Annotated in this window: 20 protein-coding genes, 1 tRNA gene and 3 pseudogenes; 14 read left to right on the forward strand and 10 right to left on the reverse strand. The window is 66.8% G+C overall.

The window, feature by feature from the left end:
• Positions 1-3 precede the first annotated feature (3 nt).
• Positions 4-1,117: pseudogene (proB, locus tag F1D05_RS31625) on the forward strand (glutamate 5-kinase).
• A 196-nt stretch (positions 1,118-1,313) separates the two neighbouring features.
• Here proB and F1D05_RS31630 read toward each other — a convergent pair.
• The 4 genes from F1D05_RS31630 to F1D05_RS31645 are packed head-to-tail and all read right to left on the reverse strand — an operon-like array spanning position 1,314 to position 4,783.
• Positions 1,314-1,706, reverse strand: coding sequence for a universal stress protein (locus F1D05_RS31630; RefSeq protein WP_185444029.1), 393 nt, complete (start codon positions 1,704-1,706; stop codon positions 1,314-1,316).
• 1 nt (position 1,707) lies between these two features.
• Positions 1,708-3,222 (reverse strand): tripartite tricarboxylate transporter permease, encoded by a 1,515-nt coding sequence (locus F1D05_RS31635; protein ID WP_185444030.1) that lies wholly within the window; start codon positions 3,220-3,222, stop codon positions 1,708-1,710.
• The gene (locus tag F1D05_RS31640; RefSeq protein ID WP_185444031.1) at positions 3,222-3,713 is read right to left on the reverse strand and encodes a tripartite tricarboxylate transporter TctB family protein; all 492 of its coding nucleotides are present in this window, start codon (positions 3,711-3,713) and stop codon (positions 3,222-3,224) included. The genes F1D05_RS31635 and F1D05_RS31640 overlap by 1 nt, the downstream gene beginning before the upstream one ends.
• Positions 3,713-4,783 (reverse strand): Bug family tripartite tricarboxylate transporter substrate binding protein, encoded by a 1,071-nt coding sequence (locus F1D05_RS31645; protein ID WP_246486122.1) that lies wholly within the window; start codon positions 4,781-4,783, stop codon positions 3,713-3,715. Before F1D05_RS31645 ends, F1D05_RS31640 begins: the two co-directional genes overlap by 1 nt.
• An 82-nt stretch (positions 4,784-4,865) precedes the next feature.
• On the opposite strand from F1D05_RS31645, the gene F1D05_RS31650 reads away from it, so the two are divergent.
• The 3 genes from F1D05_RS31650 (at position 4,866) to F1D05_RS31660 (ending at position 8,585) form a co-directional block, all read left to right on the forward strand.
• Positions 4,866-6,485 carry a sensor histidine kinase gene (locus tag F1D05_RS31650; protein WP_206685910.1) on the forward strand — a complete coding sequence of 540 codons (1,620 nt, stop codon included), beginning with the start codon at positions 4,866-4,868 and terminating at the stop codon, positions 6,483-6,485.
• Positions 6,482-7,159 carry a response regulator gene (locus F1D05_RS31655; RefSeq protein WP_185444033.1) on the forward strand — a complete coding sequence of 226 codons (678 nt, stop codon included), beginning with the start codon at positions 6,482-6,484 and terminating at the stop codon, positions 7,157-7,159. The genes F1D05_RS31650 and F1D05_RS31655 overlap by 4 nt, the downstream gene beginning before the upstream one ends.
• A gap of 166 nt (positions 7,160-7,325) precedes the next feature.
• Entirely contained in the window at positions 7,326-8,585 is a 1,260-nt protein-coding gene (locus F1D05_RS31660) for a glutamate-5-semialdehyde dehydrogenase (RefSeq protein WP_185444034.1), read from the forward strand.
• A gap of 32 nt (positions 8,586-8,617) precedes the next feature.
• On the opposite strand, the gene F1D05_RS41295 is transcribed toward F1D05_RS31660, so the two are convergent.
• From F1D05_RS41295 to F1D05_RS43260, 3 genes and pseudogenes are all read right to left on the reverse strand, one after another.
• A complete protein-coding gene (locus tag F1D05_RS41295) occupies positions 8,618-9,325 on the reverse strand; it encodes a 4'-phosphopantetheinyl transferase family protein (RefSeq protein WP_185444035.1) in 708 nt (235 codons plus the stop codon).
• On the reverse strand, positions 9,322-9,579 hold the full coding sequence (locus F1D05_RS41300) for a hypothetical protein (protein WP_246486124.1): 258 nt from the start codon (positions 9,577-9,579) through the stop codon (positions 9,322-9,324). The genes F1D05_RS41295 and F1D05_RS41300 overlap by 4 nt, the downstream gene beginning before the upstream one ends.
• 94 nt (positions 9,580-9,673) lie before the next feature.
• Positions 9,674-9,922 (reverse strand): annotated as a pseudogene (locus F1D05_RS43260) (PadR family transcriptional regulator); the annotation flags it as partial.
• A gap of 66 nt (positions 9,923-9,988) precedes the next feature.
• On the opposite strand from F1D05_RS43260, the gene F1D05_RS31675 reads away from it, so the two are divergent.
• Positions 9,989-10,876, forward strand: coding sequence for an alpha/beta fold hydrolase (locus tag F1D05_RS31675; protein ID WP_185444036.1), 888 nt, complete (start codon positions 9,989-9,991; stop codon positions 10,874-10,876).
• A gap of 99 nt (positions 10,877-10,975) precedes the next feature.
• On the opposite strand, the gene F1D05_RS31680 is transcribed toward F1D05_RS31675, so the two are convergent.
• The gene (locus F1D05_RS31680) at positions 10,976-11,860 is read right to left on the reverse strand and encodes a winged helix-turn-helix transcriptional regulator (RefSeq protein WP_185444037.1); all 885 of its coding nucleotides are present in this window, start codon (positions 11,858-11,860) and stop codon (positions 10,976-10,978) included.
• A gap of 84 nt (positions 11,861-11,944) precedes the next feature.
• Here F1D05_RS31680 and F1D05_RS31685 point away from each other — a divergent pair, with 84 nt between their 5' ends.
• Positions 11,945-13,129, forward strand: coding sequence for an MFS transporter (locus F1D05_RS31685; RefSeq protein ID WP_246486125.1), 1,185 nt, complete (start codon positions 11,945-11,947; stop codon positions 13,127-13,129).
• A gap of 39 nt (positions 13,130-13,168) precedes the next feature.
• Here the strand turns inward: F1D05_RS31685 and F1D05_RS31690 are convergent, their stop codons facing one another.
• The gene (locus F1D05_RS31690; protein ID WP_185444038.1) at positions 13,169-13,618 is read right to left on the reverse strand and encodes an Lrp/AsnC family transcriptional regulator; all 450 of its coding nucleotides are present in this window, start codon (positions 13,616-13,618) and stop codon (positions 13,169-13,171) included.
• A 148-nt stretch (positions 13,619-13,766) separates the two neighbouring features.
• On the opposite strand from F1D05_RS31690, the gene F1D05_RS42325 reads away from it, so the two are divergent.
• From F1D05_RS42325 to F1D05_RS31715, 6 genes and pseudogenes are all read left to right on the forward strand, one after another.
• Positions 13,767-13,895, forward strand: coding sequence for a hypothetical protein (locus F1D05_RS42325; protein ID WP_281388817.1), 129 nt, complete (start codon positions 13,767-13,769; stop codon positions 13,893-13,895).
• A 99-nt stretch (positions 13,896-13,994) separates the two neighbouring features.
• Positions 13,995-14,153: a hypothetical protein gene (locus F1D05_RS31695; protein WP_185444039.1), complete on the forward strand. Its 159-nt coding sequence runs from the start codon at positions 13,995-13,997 to the stop codon at positions 14,151-14,153.
• 21 nt (positions 14,154-14,174) lie between these two features.
• On the forward strand, positions 14,175-14,792 hold the full coding sequence (gene nadD / locus F1D05_RS31700) for a nicotinate-nucleotide adenylyltransferase (protein ID WP_281388818.1): 618 nt from the start codon (positions 14,175-14,177) through the stop codon (positions 14,790-14,792).
• Positions 14,793-14,806: 14 nt separating this feature from the next.
• Positions 14,807-15,166 (forward strand): annotated as a pseudogene (rsfS, locus tag F1D05_RS31705) (ribosome silencing factor); the annotation flags it as partial.
• 164 nt (positions 15,167-15,330) lie between these two features.
• Positions 15,331-15,975: a histidine phosphatase family protein gene (locus F1D05_RS31710; protein WP_185444042.1), complete on the forward strand. Its 645-nt coding sequence runs from the start codon at positions 15,331-15,333 to the stop codon at positions 15,973-15,975.
• Between the two features lie 478 nt (positions 15,976-16,453).
• Positions 16,454-16,526, forward strand: a tRNA-Ala gene (locus tag F1D05_RS31715).
• Positions 16,527-16,959: 433 nt separating this feature from the next.
• On the opposite strand, the gene F1D05_RS31720 is transcribed toward F1D05_RS31715, so the two are convergent.
• Positions 16,960-17,697 (reverse strand): YaaC family protein, encoded by a 738-nt coding sequence (locus F1D05_RS31720; RefSeq protein ID WP_428994975.1) that lies wholly within the window; start codon positions 17,695-17,697, stop codon positions 16,960-16,962.
• 298 nt (positions 17,698-17,995) lie between these two features.
• On the opposite strand from F1D05_RS31720, the gene F1D05_RS31725 reads away from it, so the two are divergent.
• Both F1D05_RS31725 and F1D05_RS31730 read left to right on the forward strand, forming a co-directional pair.
• Positions 17,996-18,151 carry an ATP-binding cassette domain-containing protein gene (locus F1D05_RS31725; protein ID WP_428994976.1) on the forward strand — a complete coding sequence of 52 codons (156 nt, stop codon included), beginning with the start codon at positions 17,996-17,998 and terminating at the stop codon, positions 18,149-18,151.
• Positions 18,152-18,199: 48 nt separating this feature from the next.
• On the forward strand, positions 18,200-19,771 hold the full coding sequence (locus tag F1D05_RS31730; protein ID WP_246486851.1) for a recombinase family protein: 1,572 nt from the start codon (positions 18,200-18,202) through the stop codon (positions 19,769-19,771).
• Positions 19,772-20,112: the final 341 nt, after the last annotated feature.

A 20,112-nucleotide genomic window follows, 5' to 3' on the forward strand; every position in this document is an offset into this window, starting at 1 on the left:
GCGATGACCGAGCGCGCGGAGGTCGTCAAGGCTTCGCGGATCGTGGTGAAGGTCGGTTCGTCATCGCTGACCCAGCGAGGACGGATCGACCTGGAGCGCCTGCGCCTGCTGGTGGACGCGCTCGCCGCCCGCCGGGTCGAGGGCACCGAGGTCGTGCTGGTTTCGTCCGGTGCGATAGCGGCAGGCCTTGCCCCGATGGGATTGCGCTCGCGTCCGAAGGACCTCGCCACCCAGCAGGCGGCGGCCTCGGTCGGCCAGGGGCTGCTGATGGCTCGCTACAGCGACGCGTTCGCGGCGCACGGACTGCAGGTCGGTCAGGTCTTGCTGACCATCGACGACGTCACCCGGCGGAGCCACTATCGCAACGCCTACCGGACTTTCGCGCGCCTGCTGGAGCTCGGCGTCGTCCCGATCGTGAATGAGAACGACACCGTCGCGACCACCGAGATCCGCTTTGGCGACAACGACCGCTTGGCCGCGTTGACCAGCCATCTCGTGCACACCGATCTGCTGGTACTGCTGTCGGATGTCGACGGCCTGTACGACGGGGATCCGCGCAAGCCCGGCACGACGATGATCAGCGAAGTCCGCGGATCGGCTGACCTCGCGAAGCTGAAGATCGGCCGCACGGGGTCGTCGGGCGTCGGTACGGGCGGTATGCAGACCAAGGTCGAAGCGGCCGCGATCGCTACCGAGGCAGGGATTCCGGTGGTGCTCACCTCCGCGGCCCGCGTCGGTGAGGCGCTTCGGGGCGACGCTGTCGGCACGCTTTTCCATCCGACCGGCCGGCGTCGCAAGACCCGGCTGCTGTGGCTCGCCCATGCCACATCGGGTCAGGGCCGGCTCCAGCTCGACGAGGGCGCGGTCCGCGCGGTGACAGAACGCCGTACTTCGTTGCTTCCGGCCGGCATCAGTTCGGTCGAAGGCAACTTCTCCGCAGGCGATCCGGTCGACCTCGTCTCGCCCGCCGGCGTGGTGATCGCGCGCGGCCCTGGTCAACTACGACGCAGCCGAACTCCCGGACCTGCTCGGCCGCTCCACCCGCGACCTGGCCCGCGAGCTCGGCGCGGCGTACGAGCGCGAGGTGGTCCACCGCGACGACCTCGTCCTGCTCTAACGCCACACCCCCGCTTACGTCCGAAGCGCAGAGGGTCCTGCCCCACAGCTCCTCGGACGCAAGGTGACCCCCGGCTAACGTCCGAAGAAGCGGAGGGACGTCAACTCCACTTCTTCGGACGTCAGCAAACACGGCTGGGGACGTCCGAAGCGGTGAGGGTTCTGCCCCACGGTTGTTCGGACGCAAGCAAGCCGCTCTAGGTGGACTTCACTGCCAGGACAGGGCATTCGGCTTCCAGCAGGATGGTCTGGGCCTGGCTGCCGAGGATGAGCTTGCCGACCGGACTGCGGCGGCGGAGGCCGATCACGATGAGTTCGGCGTTGAGGTCGTGCGCCAGGGCGAGGATCTGGTCGGCCGCATCCTTGCTCTCGACCAGTTGGGTGAGTTCGTGGTCGACACCCGAGGACGCCAGCCGGTCCTCGACCGAGTGCCATTGCGTCCCGGTCGCGAACCGGCTGTCCACCAGCGATTCACCGCGGCTGGAATTCACCACGACCAGCCGTTGGCCGCGGCGCTGCGCCTCGCCGATCGCGCTCTCCAGCGCGGCGACACCTTCCGGAGTCGGTACATAGCCGACGACGATCGCCATCTCAGCCTCCTACCTCGGTCAGTTCCCGGTCCGTACTGCGCTTGCGCAGCCGGGAGACGATCGGCGGTACGACCACCACCAGCAGCATCACGAGGTACACGATCTTCGAGAACCAGGTGTTGGTGAGCCCGCTGACATGCCCATCGCTGATCTGGAGCGCGCGGCGCAACTGCTCCTCCGCCGTCGGCCCGAGAATGATGCCGATGATCGCCGGTACGACGGGAAGCCCGAACCGGCGCATCCCGAAGCCGAGCGCGCCCAGCAGCAACAGCAGCCACAGGTCGAAGGTGGACAGGTTGGCGGCGTACGCGCCGATGCTCGCGAAGAACAGGATGCCGGCGTACAGGTAGGGCCTGGGGATCCGCAGCAGCTTGGCCCACATCGGCGCCAGCGGCAGGTTCAGCGCCAGCAGGATCACGTTCCCGATGAACAGGCTGGCCACGAGTCCCCAGACCAGTTCCGGCTGGGTCTGCAGCAACCGCGGCCCGGGCTGGATGCCGTAGCCCTGGAACGCGCCGAGCATCACCGCGGCGGTCGCGGTGGTCGGGATCCCCAACGTGAGCAGGGGAACCAGACCACCCGCGGCCGACGCGTTGTTCGTCGCCTCGGGACCGGCGACGCCCTCGATAGCACCGTGGCCGAACTCCTCCGGGTGCTTGCTCAGCTTCTTCTCGATGACGTAGGACAGGAAGGTCGGGATCTCCGCGCCACCGGCCGGGATCGCCCCGAACGGGAAGCCGATCACCGTGCCGCGCAGCCACGGCTTCCAGGACCGGCGCCAGTCCTCCCGCGACATCCGGGCCGCGCCGACGGTGATGATCTCGGCCGGCGTACGGCGCAGGTGGGCGGCGATCCACAAGGCCTCGCCGACCGCGAACAGCCCGACCGCGACCACGACGACATCGATGCCGTCGGCAAGTTCCGGCAGCCCGAGGGTGAGTCGTTGCTGGCCGGAGGTCGGGTCGATGCCGATCGTGCCGATCAGCAGGCCGATCGCCAGCGCGGCCAGGCCACGGATCTTGGACGATCCGAGCACGGTGGTGACAGCGATGAAGGCGAGCACCATCACGGCGAAGTAGTCGGGCGCACCCATTTTCACGGCCAGCTTGACGATCACGGGAGCGAGCAGGGCCAGGCAGAGGGTGCCGATCGTGCCTGCGATGAACGACCCGATCGCCGCGGTGGCCAGGGCGGCGGCCGCTCGACCCTTACGGGCCATCTTGTTGCCTTCGATCGCGGTGACCACCGACGCGCTCTCACCGGGGGTGTTGAGCAGGATCGAGGTGGTGGAGCCGCCGTACATGCCGCCGTAATAGATCCCGGCGAACATGATGAAGGCCTGGGTCGGTTCCAGCGTGTAGGTGAGCGGCAGGAGCAGGGCGATCGTCATCGCCGGGCCGATGCCCGGCAGGACGCCGATCGCGGTACCGAGCAGGACGCCGACGAAGGCGTACAGCAGGTTGGTGGGGTGCGCGGCGGTGGCGAACCCGTTCAGCAGTTCGGTGAAGGCGTCCATCAGAGGATTCCCTTGAGGATCCCGACCGGGAGCGCGATGCCGAGGCCGAGGTTGAACAGGTACCAGGTGCTGACCGACAGGGCGACCGAGATGATCGCGTTGCGGATCAGGTGCCGACTGCCGAGGGCGTACGTCGTACCGAAGAACAGCACGGCGCCGGAGACCGGCCAGCCGAGCCGCTCGATCAGCAGGATGTTGGCGACGAAGGCGACCACCAGCAGGCCGAGAGTCTTCCAGTCGCTGCCCTGACCGAGCTCGACGTCCTCACCGGCCTCCTGCTCGCCGCGGCCACCCCGCAGGATGTCGATCGCCAGCAGGACGGCGGTCACCACGAGCAGGATGCCGACCGCGATCGGCACCGTCGTCGGCCCGACCGGCCCGCGGGTCTCGACCTCCGGCAGCCGGAGCGCGTCGATGATCGCCCAGCCGCCGAGCAGCAGGAGGAGGAGGGCCACTCCGAGTTCGGAGCGGCCCTGCTTCACGGCGGCCATCAGACGACGAGACCCAGTTCCCGCAGGACACCGGCGACCCGGTCGTTCTCCGCGGTCAGGAAGGTCTTGAACTCGTCGCCCTTCTGGAAGGCGTCGGTCCAGCCCTGGTCGGCCAGGGTCTTCTTCCACTGCGGCGAGTCGTGCATCTTCTGGAGCAGGTCGACGTACTGCCGCTTCTTCTCGTCCGACAGCCCGGGCGGGCCGACGATGCCGCGCCAGTTGGTGAAGACCAGATCGACCTTCAGGCTCTTCAGGGTCGGTGCGTCGATCCCGTCCACCGGCTGCTCACTGGTGACTGCCAGGATCTTCACGTCACCGGTCTTGGCCTGCTCGGCCACCTCGCCGATCCCCGTGGCGGCGAAGGCCACCTTCTTGCCGAGGATCGCGGTCAGCAGCTCGCCACCACCGTCGTACGCGACGTAGTTGACGTCCTTCGGCTGGACACCGACCGCCTTGGCCACCAGCATCGGGGTCAGGTGGTCCGGCCCACCCGCGTTCGAGGCGCCGCCGACAGGCAGCTTGCCCGGATCCGCCTTCCAGGCGGCGACCAGCTGGTCGAGCGTCGTGTACGGCGAACCCTTCGGTACGACGATCGCCTCGGCCTCCTCGATCATCTTCGCGACCGGGACGGTGTCCTGCAGGGTGGCCTTGGACTTGTTGGTGAAGACGGCTCCGACGACGCCGAGACCCATCTGCATCAGCAGGTCTTCTTTGCCCTTCTCGTTGACGAGCCGCTGCAGGCCGACCGTGCCACCGGCGCCGGCGGTGTTGAACACCTCGACCGTGTCGGCCAGCTTCGCGTCCTGCATCGCCTTCGCCGCGGCCCGGGCGGTGGTGTCGTAGCCGCTGCCGGGGGAGTTGGGGACGAGAATGCGCAGGCCCTTGATCGGGCCGGAGCTGGCTCCGCCGGAGGCATTGTCGTCGGCGCTCACGCCGCAACCGGTGGCCGCGACGGCGACGGCCAGGACGGCGGTGATGCTGGTGAACCATGTCCGTGCTTTCACGGCGGTCTCCTTGGTGTTCGGTACTGCGGTCGCCGTCAGCGTTGCGGGTACCGGATCAGGTGTCACGATTACGAACGCAAACTCAGTTCTGTTCATTGTGCTCACGCGATGATGGCCAGATCTGGCCCTGCCAAGCACAATCAGTCCCGTGAAGGCTAGCTGGAGCGCATTACCCGGGCGGCGTCGGTGGACGCTGGCCGGGCGGATGCTCGCCGTCCAGTTGCTGATCGTGCTGGTGGTGCTGATCGGCGTCGCGGCGGCGTCGGTGGCGCAGTCGAACGCCCGGTTCCGCGAGACCGAAGGGCGGCGCGCCCAGGCCATCGCCGAGCAACTGGCGGTGACGACCGGCGTACGGCAGGCGGCGGCGACCCAGACACCGGGCCTGATCAGCCAGGCGCAGTCACAGGTGGAGTCCGGCCGGATCTGGTCGGGTTCGACCTACATCAAGGTCGCGCTGCAGAACCGCCGCATCATCGTTTCCACAGATCCGCTGCCGGTGACGTCGGTGTCGTACGCCCAGGAGACCGAGGCGTTCCTCGGCCGCGGCTGGATCGGGCAGGACGAGGTCACCGGGGCGGCGCTGGGGATGGCGCCGATCATCAACGAGAAGACCCGGGAGACCGACGGCGTGGTGATGGTCGGCCGGCAATACCCGTCGCTGCCGGCCAACCTGGCGGCGGCGCGGCCCAACCTGCTCACCTATCTCGGCATCGCGAGCATACTTGGCGTCCTCGGGTCGTTGCTGTTGGCAAGAACCGTGAAGCGGCAGACGCTCGGGCTGGAGCCGCGCGAGATCACCGGCCTGGTCGAGCAGCGGGAGGCCCTGCTGCACGGGATCAAGGAGGGCGTGCTCGCGGTCGACCTGGAGCGCCGGATCACGATGGTGAACGACGAGGCGGCGCACCTGCTCGGCGTACCGGTGGCATCGACGGGTAGGGCCCTGGCCGAGGTGGACGAGACCGGGCGGCTGGTGGAGATCTTCGACGGGACCGACGCCGCCACCGACCGGATCCTGCCGCTGCACGGCCGGGTACTCACGCTGAACCGGATGCCGGTCCGCAGCCATGGAAGGCACATCGGCTGGGTCGCCACCTTCCGGGACCGGACCGAGTTGCTCGAGCTGCAGCGCGAGCTCGATCTGACCCGCAACACCACCGACACGCTGCGCTCCCAGGCCCACGAGTTCAGCAACCGGATGCACATCGTCAGCGGGCTGATCGAGTTGGGCGAGTACGACGACGTCCGCCGCTACATCCAGCGGGTCGCGGCCGACCAGACCGAGCTCACCGCGGGGATCACCGCCAGAGTCGCCGATCCGGCCGTCGCCGCCCTGCTGATCGCGAAGTCCAGCCAGGCCGCCGAGCGCGGAGTCAGCTTCCTCGTCGACCAGGGCACCTGGTTGCCACGACTGGATGAGCGGCTGGCCACCGATGTGTCGACGGTGCTCGGCAACCTGGTCGACAACGCGCTCGACGCGGCCACGGGCGCCTCCGATCCGCTCGTCGCGGTGGAGGTGCTCGAGCAGGCGGGCGCGATCCGGATCCAGGTGCGCGACTCGGGGCCCGGCGTGGACGGCGCGATGCTGCATCGCGTCTTCACGCACGGCTTCAGCACGAAGGCGGGCGAGGCGAGCGAGAACTACGGCATCGGGCTGGCCCTGGTCCGGGTGATCTGCCGCAAGCGTGGCGGCGACGTGGCGGTCCACAACGACTCCGGTGCGGTCTTCGTGGCGACGCTCCCAGTACTCAGTACGGCGGTGACGACGTGATCCGGGTGCTGGTGGTGGATGACGACTTCATGGTGGCCCGGCTGCATTCGAGCGTCGTCGGGCGGCAGTCAGGGTTCGAGGTGGTCGGTGCCGCGCGGACCGGTGCGGATGCGCTGGCCGCCGTACGGAGCCTTCGGCCGGACCTGGTGCTGCTCGACATCTACCTTCCGGACATGAACGGGCTGGAGGTGCTCCGCCGGTTCCGGGAGTCAGCCGGCGACTATCCGGTCGACGTGATCGTCATCAGCGCCGCCCGCGACCTGGACACCTTGCGTACCGCGCTCCGCGGCGGCGTCTTCCAGTACTTGGTCAAACCGTTCGAGGTCGAGTCCCTCCGCGCCCGGCTGAACGACTACGCCGCCCACCGGTCCGAGCTGCATCGCCTGACCGAGGTGGACCAGGAGGAGGTCGACCGGGTCTTCCGCACCCAGAGCGGCCGGATCGCGGCCCCCAAAGGCATCAGCCCCGAGACAACTGACCTGGTACTACGGGCGCTCGGCAAGGCGACTGCCGACGGTCTCTCCGCCACCGATTGTGCGGAGGTCACCGGCCTGTCTCGCAGCAGCACCCGCCGCTACCTCGAACATCTGGTCACCGTCGGCCGGGCCGAGATGCGGCCCCGCTACGGCACCGCCGGCCGGCCCGAACGCCGCTACCACCCGCTACCCCGCTGAGCCAGGAAGTCTTTCCCCGATCGCGGCGATCGCGGCGTCGCGGGCCCGCAGCACATGCACCTCTGAGAGCACTTGGCAGAGCCTGGTGGAGCTCTCGGCCGCAACGAAGGTCAGCCTGCCGAGGAGCACGCCGAGGTCTGCTGAGACGGCCGCGCAGGCGGGCTGCGTGCCGTCCTACGATGGGACGGTGATCATCGAACTGTGCCAGCGGGCCCGCGAGGCGTCGTACGCGTTGTCGGCCGCGTCCCGGGCGACCAAGGACGCGGCGCTGCAGGCAATGGCGGCCGCGCTGCGGGAGAACACCGAGACCATCGTCGCGGCCAACGCGAAGGACGTCGCCGCCGCGCGCGAGGCCGGTACGCCGGAGTCGACCGTGGACCGGCTGGCGCTCGACCCGTCCCGGGTGGATGCGATGGCGGCCGGGCTCGAACAGTTGGCCGGCCTGGTGGACCCGGTCGGCGAGGTCGTCCGCGGCTACACGCTGCCGAACGGGCTGGAGCTCCGCCAGGTGCGGGTGCCTTTCGGCGTGGTCGGCATGATCTACGAGGCCCGTCCGAACGTGACGGCCGACGCGGCCGGGATCTGCCTCAAGTCAGGAAACGCGGTGTTGCTGCGTGGGTCGTCCTCCGCTGCCGAGTCGAACGTCGCGATCGTCGACGTACTCCGTGCCGCCGCCGCGTCGGCGGGCCTTCCTGCCGACGTGATCCAGGGCGTCCCGGGCGATCGGGCCGCTGTGAAGGAACTGATGCAGGCGCGCGGGCTGGTCGACGTACTGATCCCGCGCGGCGGCGCCGGCCTGATCCAGACCGTGGTGTCCGAATCGACCGTGCCGGTGATCGAGACCGGTGTCGGCAATTGTCATGTGTACGTCGACGCCGAGGCGGACCTGGATCTCGCGCTGAAGATTCTGCTGAACGCCAAGACGCAGCGCCCGAGTGTGTGCAACGCGGCTGAGTCCCTGCTGGTGCACGAAGATGTCGCGGCCGAGTTCCTGGCTGCGGCGCTGCCGGCGCTGGCCGATGCGGGCGTCACCGTGCACGGTGATCCGACGGTGGTTGCTGCGGGCAAGGATATTGTCGCGGCCACCGATGAGGACTACGGCACGGAGTACGGCTCGCTGGATCTGTCGGCGGCTGTGGTGCCGTCGCTGGAGGCTGCGGTCGAGCACATCCGGAAATACAGCTCGAGTCACACCGACGCGATCATCACCAAGTCGCAGGCTGCGGCCCGGCGATTCGTCCAGGCGGTCGACTCGGCTGCGGTGGTGGTCAATGCGAGCACTCGCTTCACCGACGGCAGCGAGTTCGGCTTCGGTGCCGAGATCGGCATCTCCACCCAGAAGCTGCACGCCCGCGGGCCGATGGGGCTGCCGGAGATGACCTCGACGAAGTACGTCGTGATCGGCGAAGGCCAGATCCGGGGCTGAGCAGCCGATCGCCGGGAGCTGGTCGCCCGTCGCTAGTTCGACGGTTGGCCGCTGAGTAGGGGAGCGGCGTCGATTGAGTGGACGGTGACCGGGCCGGCAGTCAAGATCGCGAGCGCGGCGGCGTAGTCGGACCCGGCCTCGAGATCCACGAGTTGCACGCGTCCGTCGTACCCGGACCATTCGAGCAGCGCGGCCGGCTGATCGGGTGGGCTGACGACAACGCGCCGCAGGTCGGCTCGCATCCCGTCGCCGGTCGCCTTCACGATGGCCTCCTTGCGAGTCCAGTACGTCGTGAAGGCGCGCGCCCGATCGGCCGGCTCGTACTTCGCGAGCTCCATCGCCTCCACCTCGGCCAGGCTCACCGTTGCCAGCGAATCCGCGTCGATGCCCGGATCGACCTTCTCCACGTCGACGCCGACCGGCGTACTCGGGTGGAATGCGACCGCGATCAGATCACCTGAGTGCGACACGGACAGCTCCATGCCCTCCACGCGCACCTTCCCGTGCGGGCGGCCGCAGTCCTCGCAGGTCCGGTCGAGTCGCACCTCCGCCGGTGGAATCATCAAGTGGTTCCCGAGCACCCGTCGCGCCACCGCGCAGCCGAGCAGGAAGCGGTCCTTGTCCTCTTGCCTGGCGTACGCCGTAAGCCGCCCTCGCTCGGCAGCATCGAGCTCGGCAACCAGTTGCCATCGAACGTCGCCGATCTTCGCCCACCACACCTCCACGGCGGCATGGGTCACGCCGTAACCCCCTGCTCGGGCACGGTTTCCCAGGTCAGTGCACCGCTTCGCAGGTCGTCGAGGACGGCAGTGATCCAGCGCGACTCGGCCTCGGCGAGCGCACGCCCGTACTCGGTCTCGAGCAGCACCACCCTGGGGATCGGCGCACCCTCGTACTCCGAAGCCAGCTCCGCGTCGAGCTCGGTGATGCGTTGCGTGAGGTGGTCGCGACGTTCCTCGAAGAGCCCGATCGTGGTCTGTGGGGGCAACAGCATCAGGAACGACAGGGCCGCGGGGAACTCGGGGAACTCGTTGCGGGGTGTGCCGACGATCTCCGCCAGCCACTGCCGGGAGGCAGCGCGGGCCGGCGTCGGTCAGGTTGTAGGTGGTCCGCTCGGGATAGCGCTCGTCCCGCTCGGTGTCCCCGGCGGCGATCAGGCCTTCGTCTTCGAGCCTGGCGATCATCCGGTAGAGGCTGGTCCGCTGGCCGACGTTGACGACCTGGTCCTTGCCCCACTGCTTGATCAGCCGCTGGATCCCGTACGGATGCATCGGGCCGTTCTCCAGCAGCCCGAGGATCGCCAGCGCCAGCGGCGAACGGCGGAATGTCGGTTTCACCCGGCCAGCCTACGTCTTTTACGACACTAGTTGCAATGTAACTATTTACTGTGTCACTATCCATTCATGACGAATCTTCAGCTCCCAGCGTTGATCCAGGGCTCGGTCGCCTCCCAGGACGGAACCCCGATCGGCTATTGGAAGACCGGTCGCGGACCGGCCCTCGTCGTCCTGCACGGCAGCATGGAGTCGGCCCGCACTCACACGCTGCTCGCCCAGGCGCTGGCCGACGACTTCACTGTCTACCTGCCGGACCGGCGCGGGCGCGGCCTGTCCGGTCCGCATCGGCCCGACCACAGCGTTCGTACGGAGGTGGGGGACCTCGAGGCCGTCCTGCGCGAGGCCGATGCGAGCTTGGCCTTCGGAGTCAGCGCCAGCGGTGCGATCGTACTGGAAGCCGCGCGGACCCTTCCCTCGCTGCGCAAGGTCGCCGTCTACGAACCGGCGCTGGTCGCGGATGCCGCCCGCCATATCGCCTGGCTGGCACGCTTCGACCAGGAGATTGCCCAAGGCAACGTTGCTGCCGCGATGATCACCAGCATGTACGGCCTGGAGCTGGCGCCGGCGGCATTCAAGGTGATGCCGCGCCGGCTACTGGCGTCGATCACCGAGAAGATGCTGAAGAAGGAGGATCGGCAGGCAGGCCCTCACGACCTCACCCTGCGCAAACTCGCGCCGACCGTGCACTACGAGGGCGCGCTGATCGTCGAGCTGGCCGGCCGGATCGACGAGTTCCGTTCCGTCGCTGCCGAGGTGCTGCTCCTTGGTGGCAGCAAAGGGCTGCCCTTCCTCAAGCCCTCGCGCGACGCGCTCGAGAAGGTGCTTCCGCACTGCCGGCGGGTCGAGTTCGACGGCTTCGACCATGGCTCGTCCAGCGATCCCAGCGCGATCAACTCCACCGGCAGCGCGAAGGCGATCGAGCGGATCGCGAGCGAGATCCGTTCGTTCTTCTGATGCGCGCGGGGCCGTCGAGGGATCGCGCTGCCCCGAACGGGGGCAGCGCTCGATGCCAACCAGGGCGGCACCGACCGGGTGCCGGTCGAGATCCAGCTGTCAGACCAGTTGCCGGGCGGTGTCGTAGGCCCAGCTGACGGCTTCGGGGATATCGGTCACCGGGTAGCGGACCGCTGCGACCGTGCGGTTCGGTCCCGCGATGATGACGATGCGCTTCAGTCGCTCGTAGCCGCCGGCGCGGAAGGTCGGCAGGCGCAGCGCGGCGGCCAGTGTCAGGTCGGTGTCGGAGAGCAAGGTGTGAGGGATGTTCTCCAGCTCCGCAAACCTTTTCTGCTCATCCGGGCGCTGAGTGCTCACACCGTGTACTGCGATGCCGGCTGCGGCGAAGTCGGTCGCGCGCTCGGCGAACAACTTGTTCTCCAGCGTGCACCCCGCCGTACCGGCGATGTCGCTCCAGCCTTCCGGCAACGGCGATGGCCGCCCGGTCGCCGGATAGCCGAAGATCACCGTCGCGTTGTTGTCGGCAGCAACCACATCCCGCAGTACGGAATCCGAATTGGTTGCCGGTAGCAAGAGGTTTGCCGGAATCTGCCGTCCTACGAGCTCGTGGACGCGATGGGCCGGCGCTTCGTCCGCGGTATTGGTGCCGGTGAGCTCGCCATCGCCGAGCAGCCAGCGGTCGCCCCAGTCCTGCAGAGCGACGAGGACCGGCAGCAACGCGCGCCCTCGTGGCGTGAGGTGATACGAGTGCCGGGTCGGGCGCTCCTGGTACGCCGTGCGCTCGACGATGCCGCTGTCGAGCAGCCCGTTGAGGCGCTCGGTCAGCACCTTCCGGGAGATGTGCAGCGACTCGGCCAGCAGATCGAACCGATCGACCCCGCGAGCCAGGTCCCGGACGATCAACAGCTCCCAGCCGTCGCCGATCACGCCGAGGGACTGCGCGATCGCACAGTCCGGCTCGGGGGAGTAGCTGCTGCGCCGCACAGGACTCTCCAATCGGGTTGCCACCACGCTATCCGGCCAAGTAAGTTTCTAAAAGGAACTCACTCGATATTTCTGGGAGTGTCGATGCGCGGGTACTGGCGGCGAGTGGGGGAGTTGCCCGGGTGGTTGAAGGCGGTGATGCTCGGGCAACTGGTCAGTTCGGCCGGGGCGTTGGCGTGGATCTACCTGACGCTCTACCTGGTCCAGGACCGCGGGATGTCTGCGCAACGCGCCGGGCTGGCGGCTTCGGCGTACGGCGTGGGCCTGTTGCTCGGGAACCTCAGCGGTGGCTGGTTCGGCGACCGCTTCGGCCTGCGCACTGCAGCGGTGAGTAGCCAGCTCGCGTGGGTTGCCGCATGCCTCGCGATGCCCGCTGTCCCGACCAGCAGCCTCCCTGTCCTGGCCGCCGTCGCCGGACTCTGCGGAGGTGCTAGTAGGCCCAACCTGAGCGGCCTGGTCGCGACAGCGCTTCCCACTGAACGCCGCCGCGAGGGGATCGCCCTGTCGAGATCGGCGAGCAACGCCGGCTTCACCATCGGCCCACCGCTCGGCGGCTTACTGGCGGCGTACAACTTCTCTCTGGTCTTCGTACTCGACGCGGCGAGCAGCCTGGTACTTGCAGCTGTGGTTTGGCGCTATGTGCCGGCCGGTGTCCGCACTGTGAGTGCAGCGGCCTCGGGGTTGTGGCGAGCTCTCCTGCGCGACCGTTCCGTGCTGGTGCTGCTTGGCGCGATCGTGGTGGTCGACACCGTCTACCGCCAGCTCTACGCCACCTTGCCGCTCCTACTGCACGACACTGGTTCACCCGCGGTCGCGTACGGCGTACTGATCGGCCTGAGCTCGGTAGTCATCGTCGTACTGGAGGCACCGCTTGCTGTTCACCTCCGTAGCCACCACGCCCTACGGGTGATCTCTGCGGGCGTCCTGCTCGTCGGGCTCGGCTACGGCGCCCTGGGCGCTTGGCCGGTACTCGGGGGTGCCGTGATCGCGGCCGTGTTCATAACTGCAGGCGAGATGCTCTACAAGCCGACAGCCACCGCCCACGTCGCTGACGCTGCACCGGAAGGAATGGTCGGACGCTACTCAAGCCTGTACGCCGCTGCTTCCATCAGCGGCATGTTCCTGGCCCCCGCCATCGGCGGCACTGTCTACCAATACGCGCCGCACCTCCTCTACCCAGGAGGCGCAGTACTGGCCATCGCCGCCGCAGCCATCCTCTACGCCCGCCGAGAGCCGGCCGCTCTCCCCGAACCGGCTTCCCAGGTCTAGCTGGGCTCCCACCTGCCAGCGGCGCCCTAGTACCGGCTGTCAGTCAGGAAGGGGAGCTGGGCGGGCTTCCCAGCGGGTGGAGAGGACGACGGTGGTGCGGGTGCGGACCACGCCGTTGACGCGGCGCAGGCTGCCGACCACCGCCTCCAACTGCGTCACGTCGGGCACGCGGACCTTCACCACCAGTTCCTGGTCGCCCGCCACGAACCAGCAGTCCTCGACCGCCGGGATCTCCCGGACCCCGTCGACGATGTCGTCGGTCTCCACGTCGTCGCGCTGGAACAGCCCGATCAGCGCGCTCGTCCCCAGCCCGACCTGCTCCGGCGCTACAACGGCGCGGTAGCCGAGCAGTACGCCGCGGTCCTCCAGCCGCTTGACCCGCTCCTGGACGCTCGGCCCGGACAGGCCGACTACCCGCCCGAGCTCGGCCCAGCTGGACCGCCCGTTGGCCCGCAGAGCCTCGACCAGCTGCCGATCGATCGCATCCATCCGGGGTTGCTCCTTCGTTCACCAGAGATTCGTAGGGAGATCCGCTGATCTGCCTTTAATTCGTTTGTGTAGAGACTCTTCTTATCGTATAATTCAAGTGCCGGGGCCCACCAGCACCGACATCCACCACAGACCTTGCGAAGGAATCATGATCACCCCTGAAGTTGCCCGTGCCCACATCGACGAGATGCACCGTGTCGCCGCCATGCACCAGCGTGCGGCTGCTGTGCCCTCCGCATGGCGCCGGCTGCTGACCCGCTACATCCGGCACAGCTGACCCACCTCCCGCGCGACCGGCCGGCTCGCCGCCCCACCAGGGGCGGCCAGTGCCCACCGGTCGCGCTCTTGTATCCCGGCAGGAGATAGGCTTCGCCTCATGTCTACGTTGCTCCTGCCGCAGTTGGCGGCTGTCGAAGAGGCCGCCGGCGAGGCGTCACACATCTCGCCCTGGTGGTACGGCGGGTTCGCCCTGTTCGTGCTGGTCTCGCTGCTGCTAGTCACCGTGATCCTGGGTAAGGGCCGGCCGCACAGCTGAGCGGCTGAGCGGCTGAACACGATGGTGGATTCCGGGGTACGGCCTGGCCGCAGGGTCGGGGTGATGGGCGGTACCTTCGACCCCATCCACCATGGCCACCTGGTGGCAGCGAGCGAAGTACAGGCGTACTTCGATCTGGACGAGGTCGTCTTCGTCCCGACCGGGCAGCCGTGGCAGAAGCTCGACCGTGAGGTCTCGCCCGCCGAGGACCGGTATCTGATGACGGTGATCGCCACCGCCTCGAATCCGCGGTTCTCGGTCAGCCGGGTCGACATCGACCGGCCCGGGCCGACGTACACGATCGACACCCTGCGGGACCTGTCCGGACTGTTCCCCGATGCCGAGCTCTTCTTCATCACCGGCGCCGACGCGCTCGCCCAGATCCTCACCTGGCGGGACGTGGACGAGATGTTCAAGCTCGCCCAGTTCGTCGGCTGTACCAGGCCCGGTACGGAGTCGCTCGAGCTGCCGCTCGACAAACTGCCGCCCGACCGGGTGACGCTGCTCGAAGTACCGGCGCTGGCGATCTCGTCCACCGAGTGCCGTCGGCGGGTCGCGAAAGGCAACCCGACCTGGTACTTGGTGCCGGACGGGATCGTCCAGTACATCGCCAAGCGCGACCTCTACACCAACCATTAGTAAGTAAGGAACACATGCCTGCCACCGAACGCGTCGTCGAGCTGCTCAAGGCAGCAGCCGAGGCGGCCCACGACAAGAAGGCCGAGAACGTTCTCGCGTTCGACGTCTCCGAGCAGCTCGCCATCACCGACGCGTTCCTGGTCGCCTCCGCGTCCAACGACCGTCAGGTCCGCGCGATCGTCGACGCGATCGAGGAGAAGCTCCGGGTCGACTTCGACGCCAAGCCGGTACGCCGGGAGGGCGCTCGCGAAGGTCGCTGGGTGCTGCTCGACTACCTCGAGGTCGTCATCCACGTCCAGCACGACGAGGAGCGCAACTTCTACTCCCTCGAGCGGCTCTGGCGCGACTGCCCACTGATCCCGATCCCGGGCCCCGACGGCAAGATCCCGGAGCCCGCGCCGGTCCAGCCGCGCTCGGGCGAGGAGGATGTCCCCGCCCTTGGATCCGACGAGGCATCGGTAGCTGACGACGCGGCGGCCGCCGAAGCCGGCTCGCTCGAGGCAGACGCCCAGGTCGCCGCCCCCTCGGCACCGGCCGAATGACCGCGGGCCGGCTGATCGTCTGGCGACACGGCCGGACCGAGTGGAACCTGCAGGACAAGATCCAGGGCCAGGCCGACATCCCACTGGATGATGTCGGCCTCGCCCAGGCACGGGCAGCCGCGGCCCGGCTCGCCTCCTTGGCGCCGACCCGCCTCTTCTCCAGCGACCTCAAGCGCGCCGCCGCCACCGCCGGTGAGCTGGCCGCGCTGACCGGCCTCAAGGTCGAGTACGACGAGGCCCTGCGCGAGATCAACGTCGACGACTGGGCAGGCATGACGATGGAGGAGCTGGCGGCCCTCAACCCCGAAGCCGCCGCCCGCATCCGTTCCGGCGAACCCCAACGCCGCGGCACCGCCGGCGAAACCGTAGAAGAAGTAGCCGCCCGCTTCGCCCCAGCCCTCCAACGAGCCGTAGAACACGCGGAGTCCTCCGACACGGTGGTCGTGGCCACCCACGGCCTAGCAGCCCGCGTAGGCATCTGCCTCTTCCTAGGCATCCCCAAGCCCCACTGGCCCGCTTTCGGCGGCCTCTCCAACTGCAACTGGGTCTCGCTCCTCCCCGGCCGCTCCGGCTGGCGCATAGAAGAATGGAACGCCGGCTCCCTCCCCGAACCAGTCCTAAGCGACGACCCCCAACGCTGACCCACCAGCCGTCGCGAACCTCTTCCACACCACGGAACCGCAACCCTACCCCCACCCCCGGCGCCATCTCCCCACACCGCGCCCCCGGACCTTGTACAACGACCCCCAACCACGCACGGCGAACTGGCATGCACCTCGTACGACGAACCGCGACCTCGTGCGATGAACCGAGCCTTGTACGACAGGCCGAACCGGCACCTCGTACTACGGGCCCCGCCGCTCGTACTGCGGACGTCGGGCCTCTCGCCGCACCTCGTACTACGAACCCCGCCGCTCGTACTGCGGACGTCGGGTCTCGCGCCGCACCCGCGCCCCCGCCTCGTACTGCGAACCCGCGCTGACCTATCACCCCACGCCCCACCCACACCGCTCCAACCCACTCCTCTCACCCGTGCTCTTCCTCACCTCCCTCCCCACCCCGCCGATTTTTCTTTGCAGCCCCCCATCCGCTAAACTTCCGGAGTCCGCAAGACACCGCGGGGCTTTGGCGCAGTTGGTAGCGCGCTTCCATGGCATGGAAGAGGTCAGGGGTTCGAATCCCCTAAGCTCCACAAGCAGTATCCGCAGGTCAGGAGGCAGTCCCGCCCCTGATCTGTTTTGGTTTCTGGAGCCCGTGGGAGAGAATCGGTCGCCTCCCACCATCTTGGCAGCTAGCGAAGCAGCCTCTGCTTGAGCCTTCTCGATGGTGGTCTTGATGACGGGTACCCAGGCAAGAAGCTTCTGCCGCTCATCCTCCTCCAGGGCAAGGACCGAGCTACCCAATGTCCGACTGTGGCCGACTGCACCCGTCTGCCGGTGGGTTCCCGCATCGCCCCGCTCGCAATCATGGAAGGCACGGCCCGGCACGGCACGCGTCAAGGGCGCCTACGGCGTCCCTTCGGGATCTCCGACCCTTGACCCGCGCGCACCGAACTTAAGGTCGGCAGCTATCAGGGCGATGCGGGACGACTGCCCGCGCGCTTGACACGTGACCGTCAAGCGCCGTTAACCCTGGGTCGCGTTCAGCTTCTCGCTACAACGAAGACCCGCCACGACGATGGCACCTGCGGCTGAGACGAACACAACGGCAAACCATCCTATGGCCCGGATCACCGAATCGTTGGCTTCGATCGCCTGAGTGGAGAACAGCGACAGGACGACGCCCAGAGTCGTGAAGCTAACCGCGGCCCGGGGCACGACCTCGGCTGCCTTGGGCTGCCGTGTCACGAGGTAGCGCGCCAACCACTGGAACGGCATGGTAGTTCCAATCGCTACGAACGCCGCCGTCGCCCCGAACGCAAGGTAGGCAGGAGCGTCAAGAACGACGGCCATTACCCCAATGACAACCGCGCCGATCACACCAACAATGAGAACCCAGCATCTTCTGAGGCACAGCGCAGACAGTACGTGGAATCCCGACATGCCGCCAAGATCGCATCGCGAGGGGTGCTCAACAGCATTTGCATCCGGCGACGCGTCGATCCGAATTGTTCGTGCCGACCGCCGTGGTTCGTATCTGGCCATCGAGGAGAGCGCCAGCAGGACTGCCCACCAAGCCAGGAGCGGGTGCAATGGCTCTGTCATTGACCCAACCGTGGGAAATGCCCACCAGTCTTCGGATCCTCGACACCGCGTTGCTCGGTAGGTTCTCACAGGAACTCCACGCAATGGTGAATCTTCGTCGGCGAACGGCCAGCGCAACGGGAAATACCAGGAGTTGTTGTCTCCGCTCCCCAGTCCCATGCCGGCCCAGAGCGCCGATTCGGCGTGCCGTTCCGCGTCGTTCGACGAGACCTGCCACTCGACCGAAGGCGGCCGTTCGCCGCGCGTGGTGAGGAACTCTTTAACCGCATCCCCTGCACTCGGGCGCGAGCCGCGGCGGAGGAGCGGCGGATAGGGGTGTGGGTGGGAGCGCCGGAGCGGGAGTGAGGGAGGAACGAGCGCGCAGGCGCGTGGGTGGCTCTCCCCCGCAGTACACGTGTCAGGAGCCGTGTCAGCGGCGTGTCAGGGCTGTGTCTGGGGCGGCGCTGAAGCTAGCGGCATGAGAGATTTTGCGATTGAGGTTTCAGGGCTGCGGAAGGCCTATGGGGACAAGGTGGTCCTCGACGGCATCGATCTGAAGGTTCCGGCGGGCACGGTGTTTTCGCTGCTCGGCCCGAACGGAGCGGGTAAGACGACGACTGTCCACTTTCGGTAGACGCTCCCTTCCGTGTCCTAGTCTTCGAGGTACGGGAGGTTGAGCGAGATGACGGTTGTTAGTGCGCTGGGTGTGTCTATGTGGGCCGACAAAATGGCGTTGATGCTGGGCGGCGCGAAAGTAATGGCGTTGAGCTATGCGCGGGCGAGTAAGGATCAGAAGCGCAAGAGCTATTCGGTTGACCAGCAAAGCGACATGAACAATGAGGAGATCGAGAAAAACGGGTGGACCAAACTCGGCGAGTACTCGGATAACGATGAATCGGCTTCGCGATTCAGGCGTAAGGCGGCTGGGCGGGAAGATTTCGCCGAGCTTTTGAAGGAGATCAAGACGGGTAAGGCTAATGTCTTGGTGCTTGTTGATGTTTCGCGGTCACAGCGAGATCTTGAAGTGTTCGCGATGCTGCGGAATCTGTGTTTTGAGAACGGCTGCTTCTTCTGGCTGGTCAACGGAAACCTTTATGACCTTCGGGTGACGGCGGACCGGAATTCACTGGCTAATATGGCGGTTCAGGGTGAGACGTTCTCGGATGCGGTGAGCGACGGCGTGAGCCGTGGATTGGCCAAACAGAAGAAGGACGGCCGTCCGGCGTCGCGTTGCCCGTATGGGTATGAGCGTTTCAAGGATCAGAAAACAGGCGCTTTCGACCGGCAGGTGTTTGACGTGACCGAGCGGACCGCTGTTCATACCGAAACCGGCACGGTAGAGGAATACACAACGTCCGATGTGGTGGAGAACATTTTCAGGCAGTTGCGTAAGTTGACGACTTCGGGTGCTATCGCCAGGGATCTCAACTCGCGGGGTATTCCGTCGCCGGGTGGTTTGCTGTGGTCGCGGCAGACAGTCGAGTTCATTGCGAGGAACGCGGCCTATATGGGGAAGCGGGCCAGTTACGGCACTGTGGTTTCTGATGGGCAGTGGGAAGGGATCGTGAGCCCTGCCGTATTCATGGACGTGCAGCGGATTCTTGATCGTGACGACAAAGGTCATGACAGGACCGGCAGGAAAGCGAAGGACAAGCCGGATGCTGAATGGCTGTTGTCGTATGCGGCTCGGTGTGCCGAGTGTGGCGCGTGGCTGGAAAGCAAGCACAAGTCCGCGAACAACGGTGCAGCGGTTGTTTACCGGTGCAGCAAGAAATACTGTTCGTCGGTAAACTTCGCGAAGTTCGATTCCTATGTCGAGTCGGTGCTGGTTGCTTGGCTTTCCCGTCCGGATGTTTACCAGCGGCTCATTTCACAGCGTCGGGTGAACGATGCGAGCATTAAGGCCCATGAGGACGACATTGCTTTAGCGGAACGGCAGTTGGGTGAGAACAAGGCTTTGCGGATGTCCGGCGCGATGCACCCGGATGATTTTGTGGACATGCAAAAGGATTTGCGTGACCGGATCGAGTTGGCTGAGAAAACGATCCGGGCTGCTGCCGTCCCGGATATCATTCAGGATTTGGTCGGGCCGGACGCAGCCGAGCAATGGGCTGCTATCCCGGAAGTAGCGACCCGCCGCGAGATCATCAAAATGGTATGTGCGCCGTTGCTGCACAAGGCGAACAAGAATCCGCGTATGCCGATTGAGAAGCGTGTTTCGTTCGGCGGTTTCATGAAGGATCTCGCCGCCTGAACTATCTAAAAGCCGACGCCCGCTGTTCCCCCGAGATGCTGAGGGGACAGCGGGCGTCTTTGTGTGTCAGTCGTCAATGATGCCAAGCACGCGGGCTAGCAGGGCAGCTAAGGCATCGTCAGGCAGTGGCCATTTTGCGGCTCTCGCGATGATGTCGGGATCGGTGGGTTTGTGGGGTTTGTCTTTCCAGTAGTCTCCGAGTTCGCGCGGCGAGGTTTTCGCCGCGCGTTGTTTCTGTGTGTTCTCCTTTCTCGCCTTTGCGGCGGGGTTTGAGGGACGTTTCCGGTTTGGCGTTGGTGATCGCCTCCTGCGGTCGGCGGTAAGGTCAGTTGCGCGTTAGT

It is taken from the genome of Kribbella qitaiheensis, assembly GCF_014217565.1.
Classification (GTDB): Bacteria; Actinomycetota; Actinomycetes; order Propionibacteriales; family Kribbellaceae; genus Kribbella; species Kribbella qitaiheensis_A.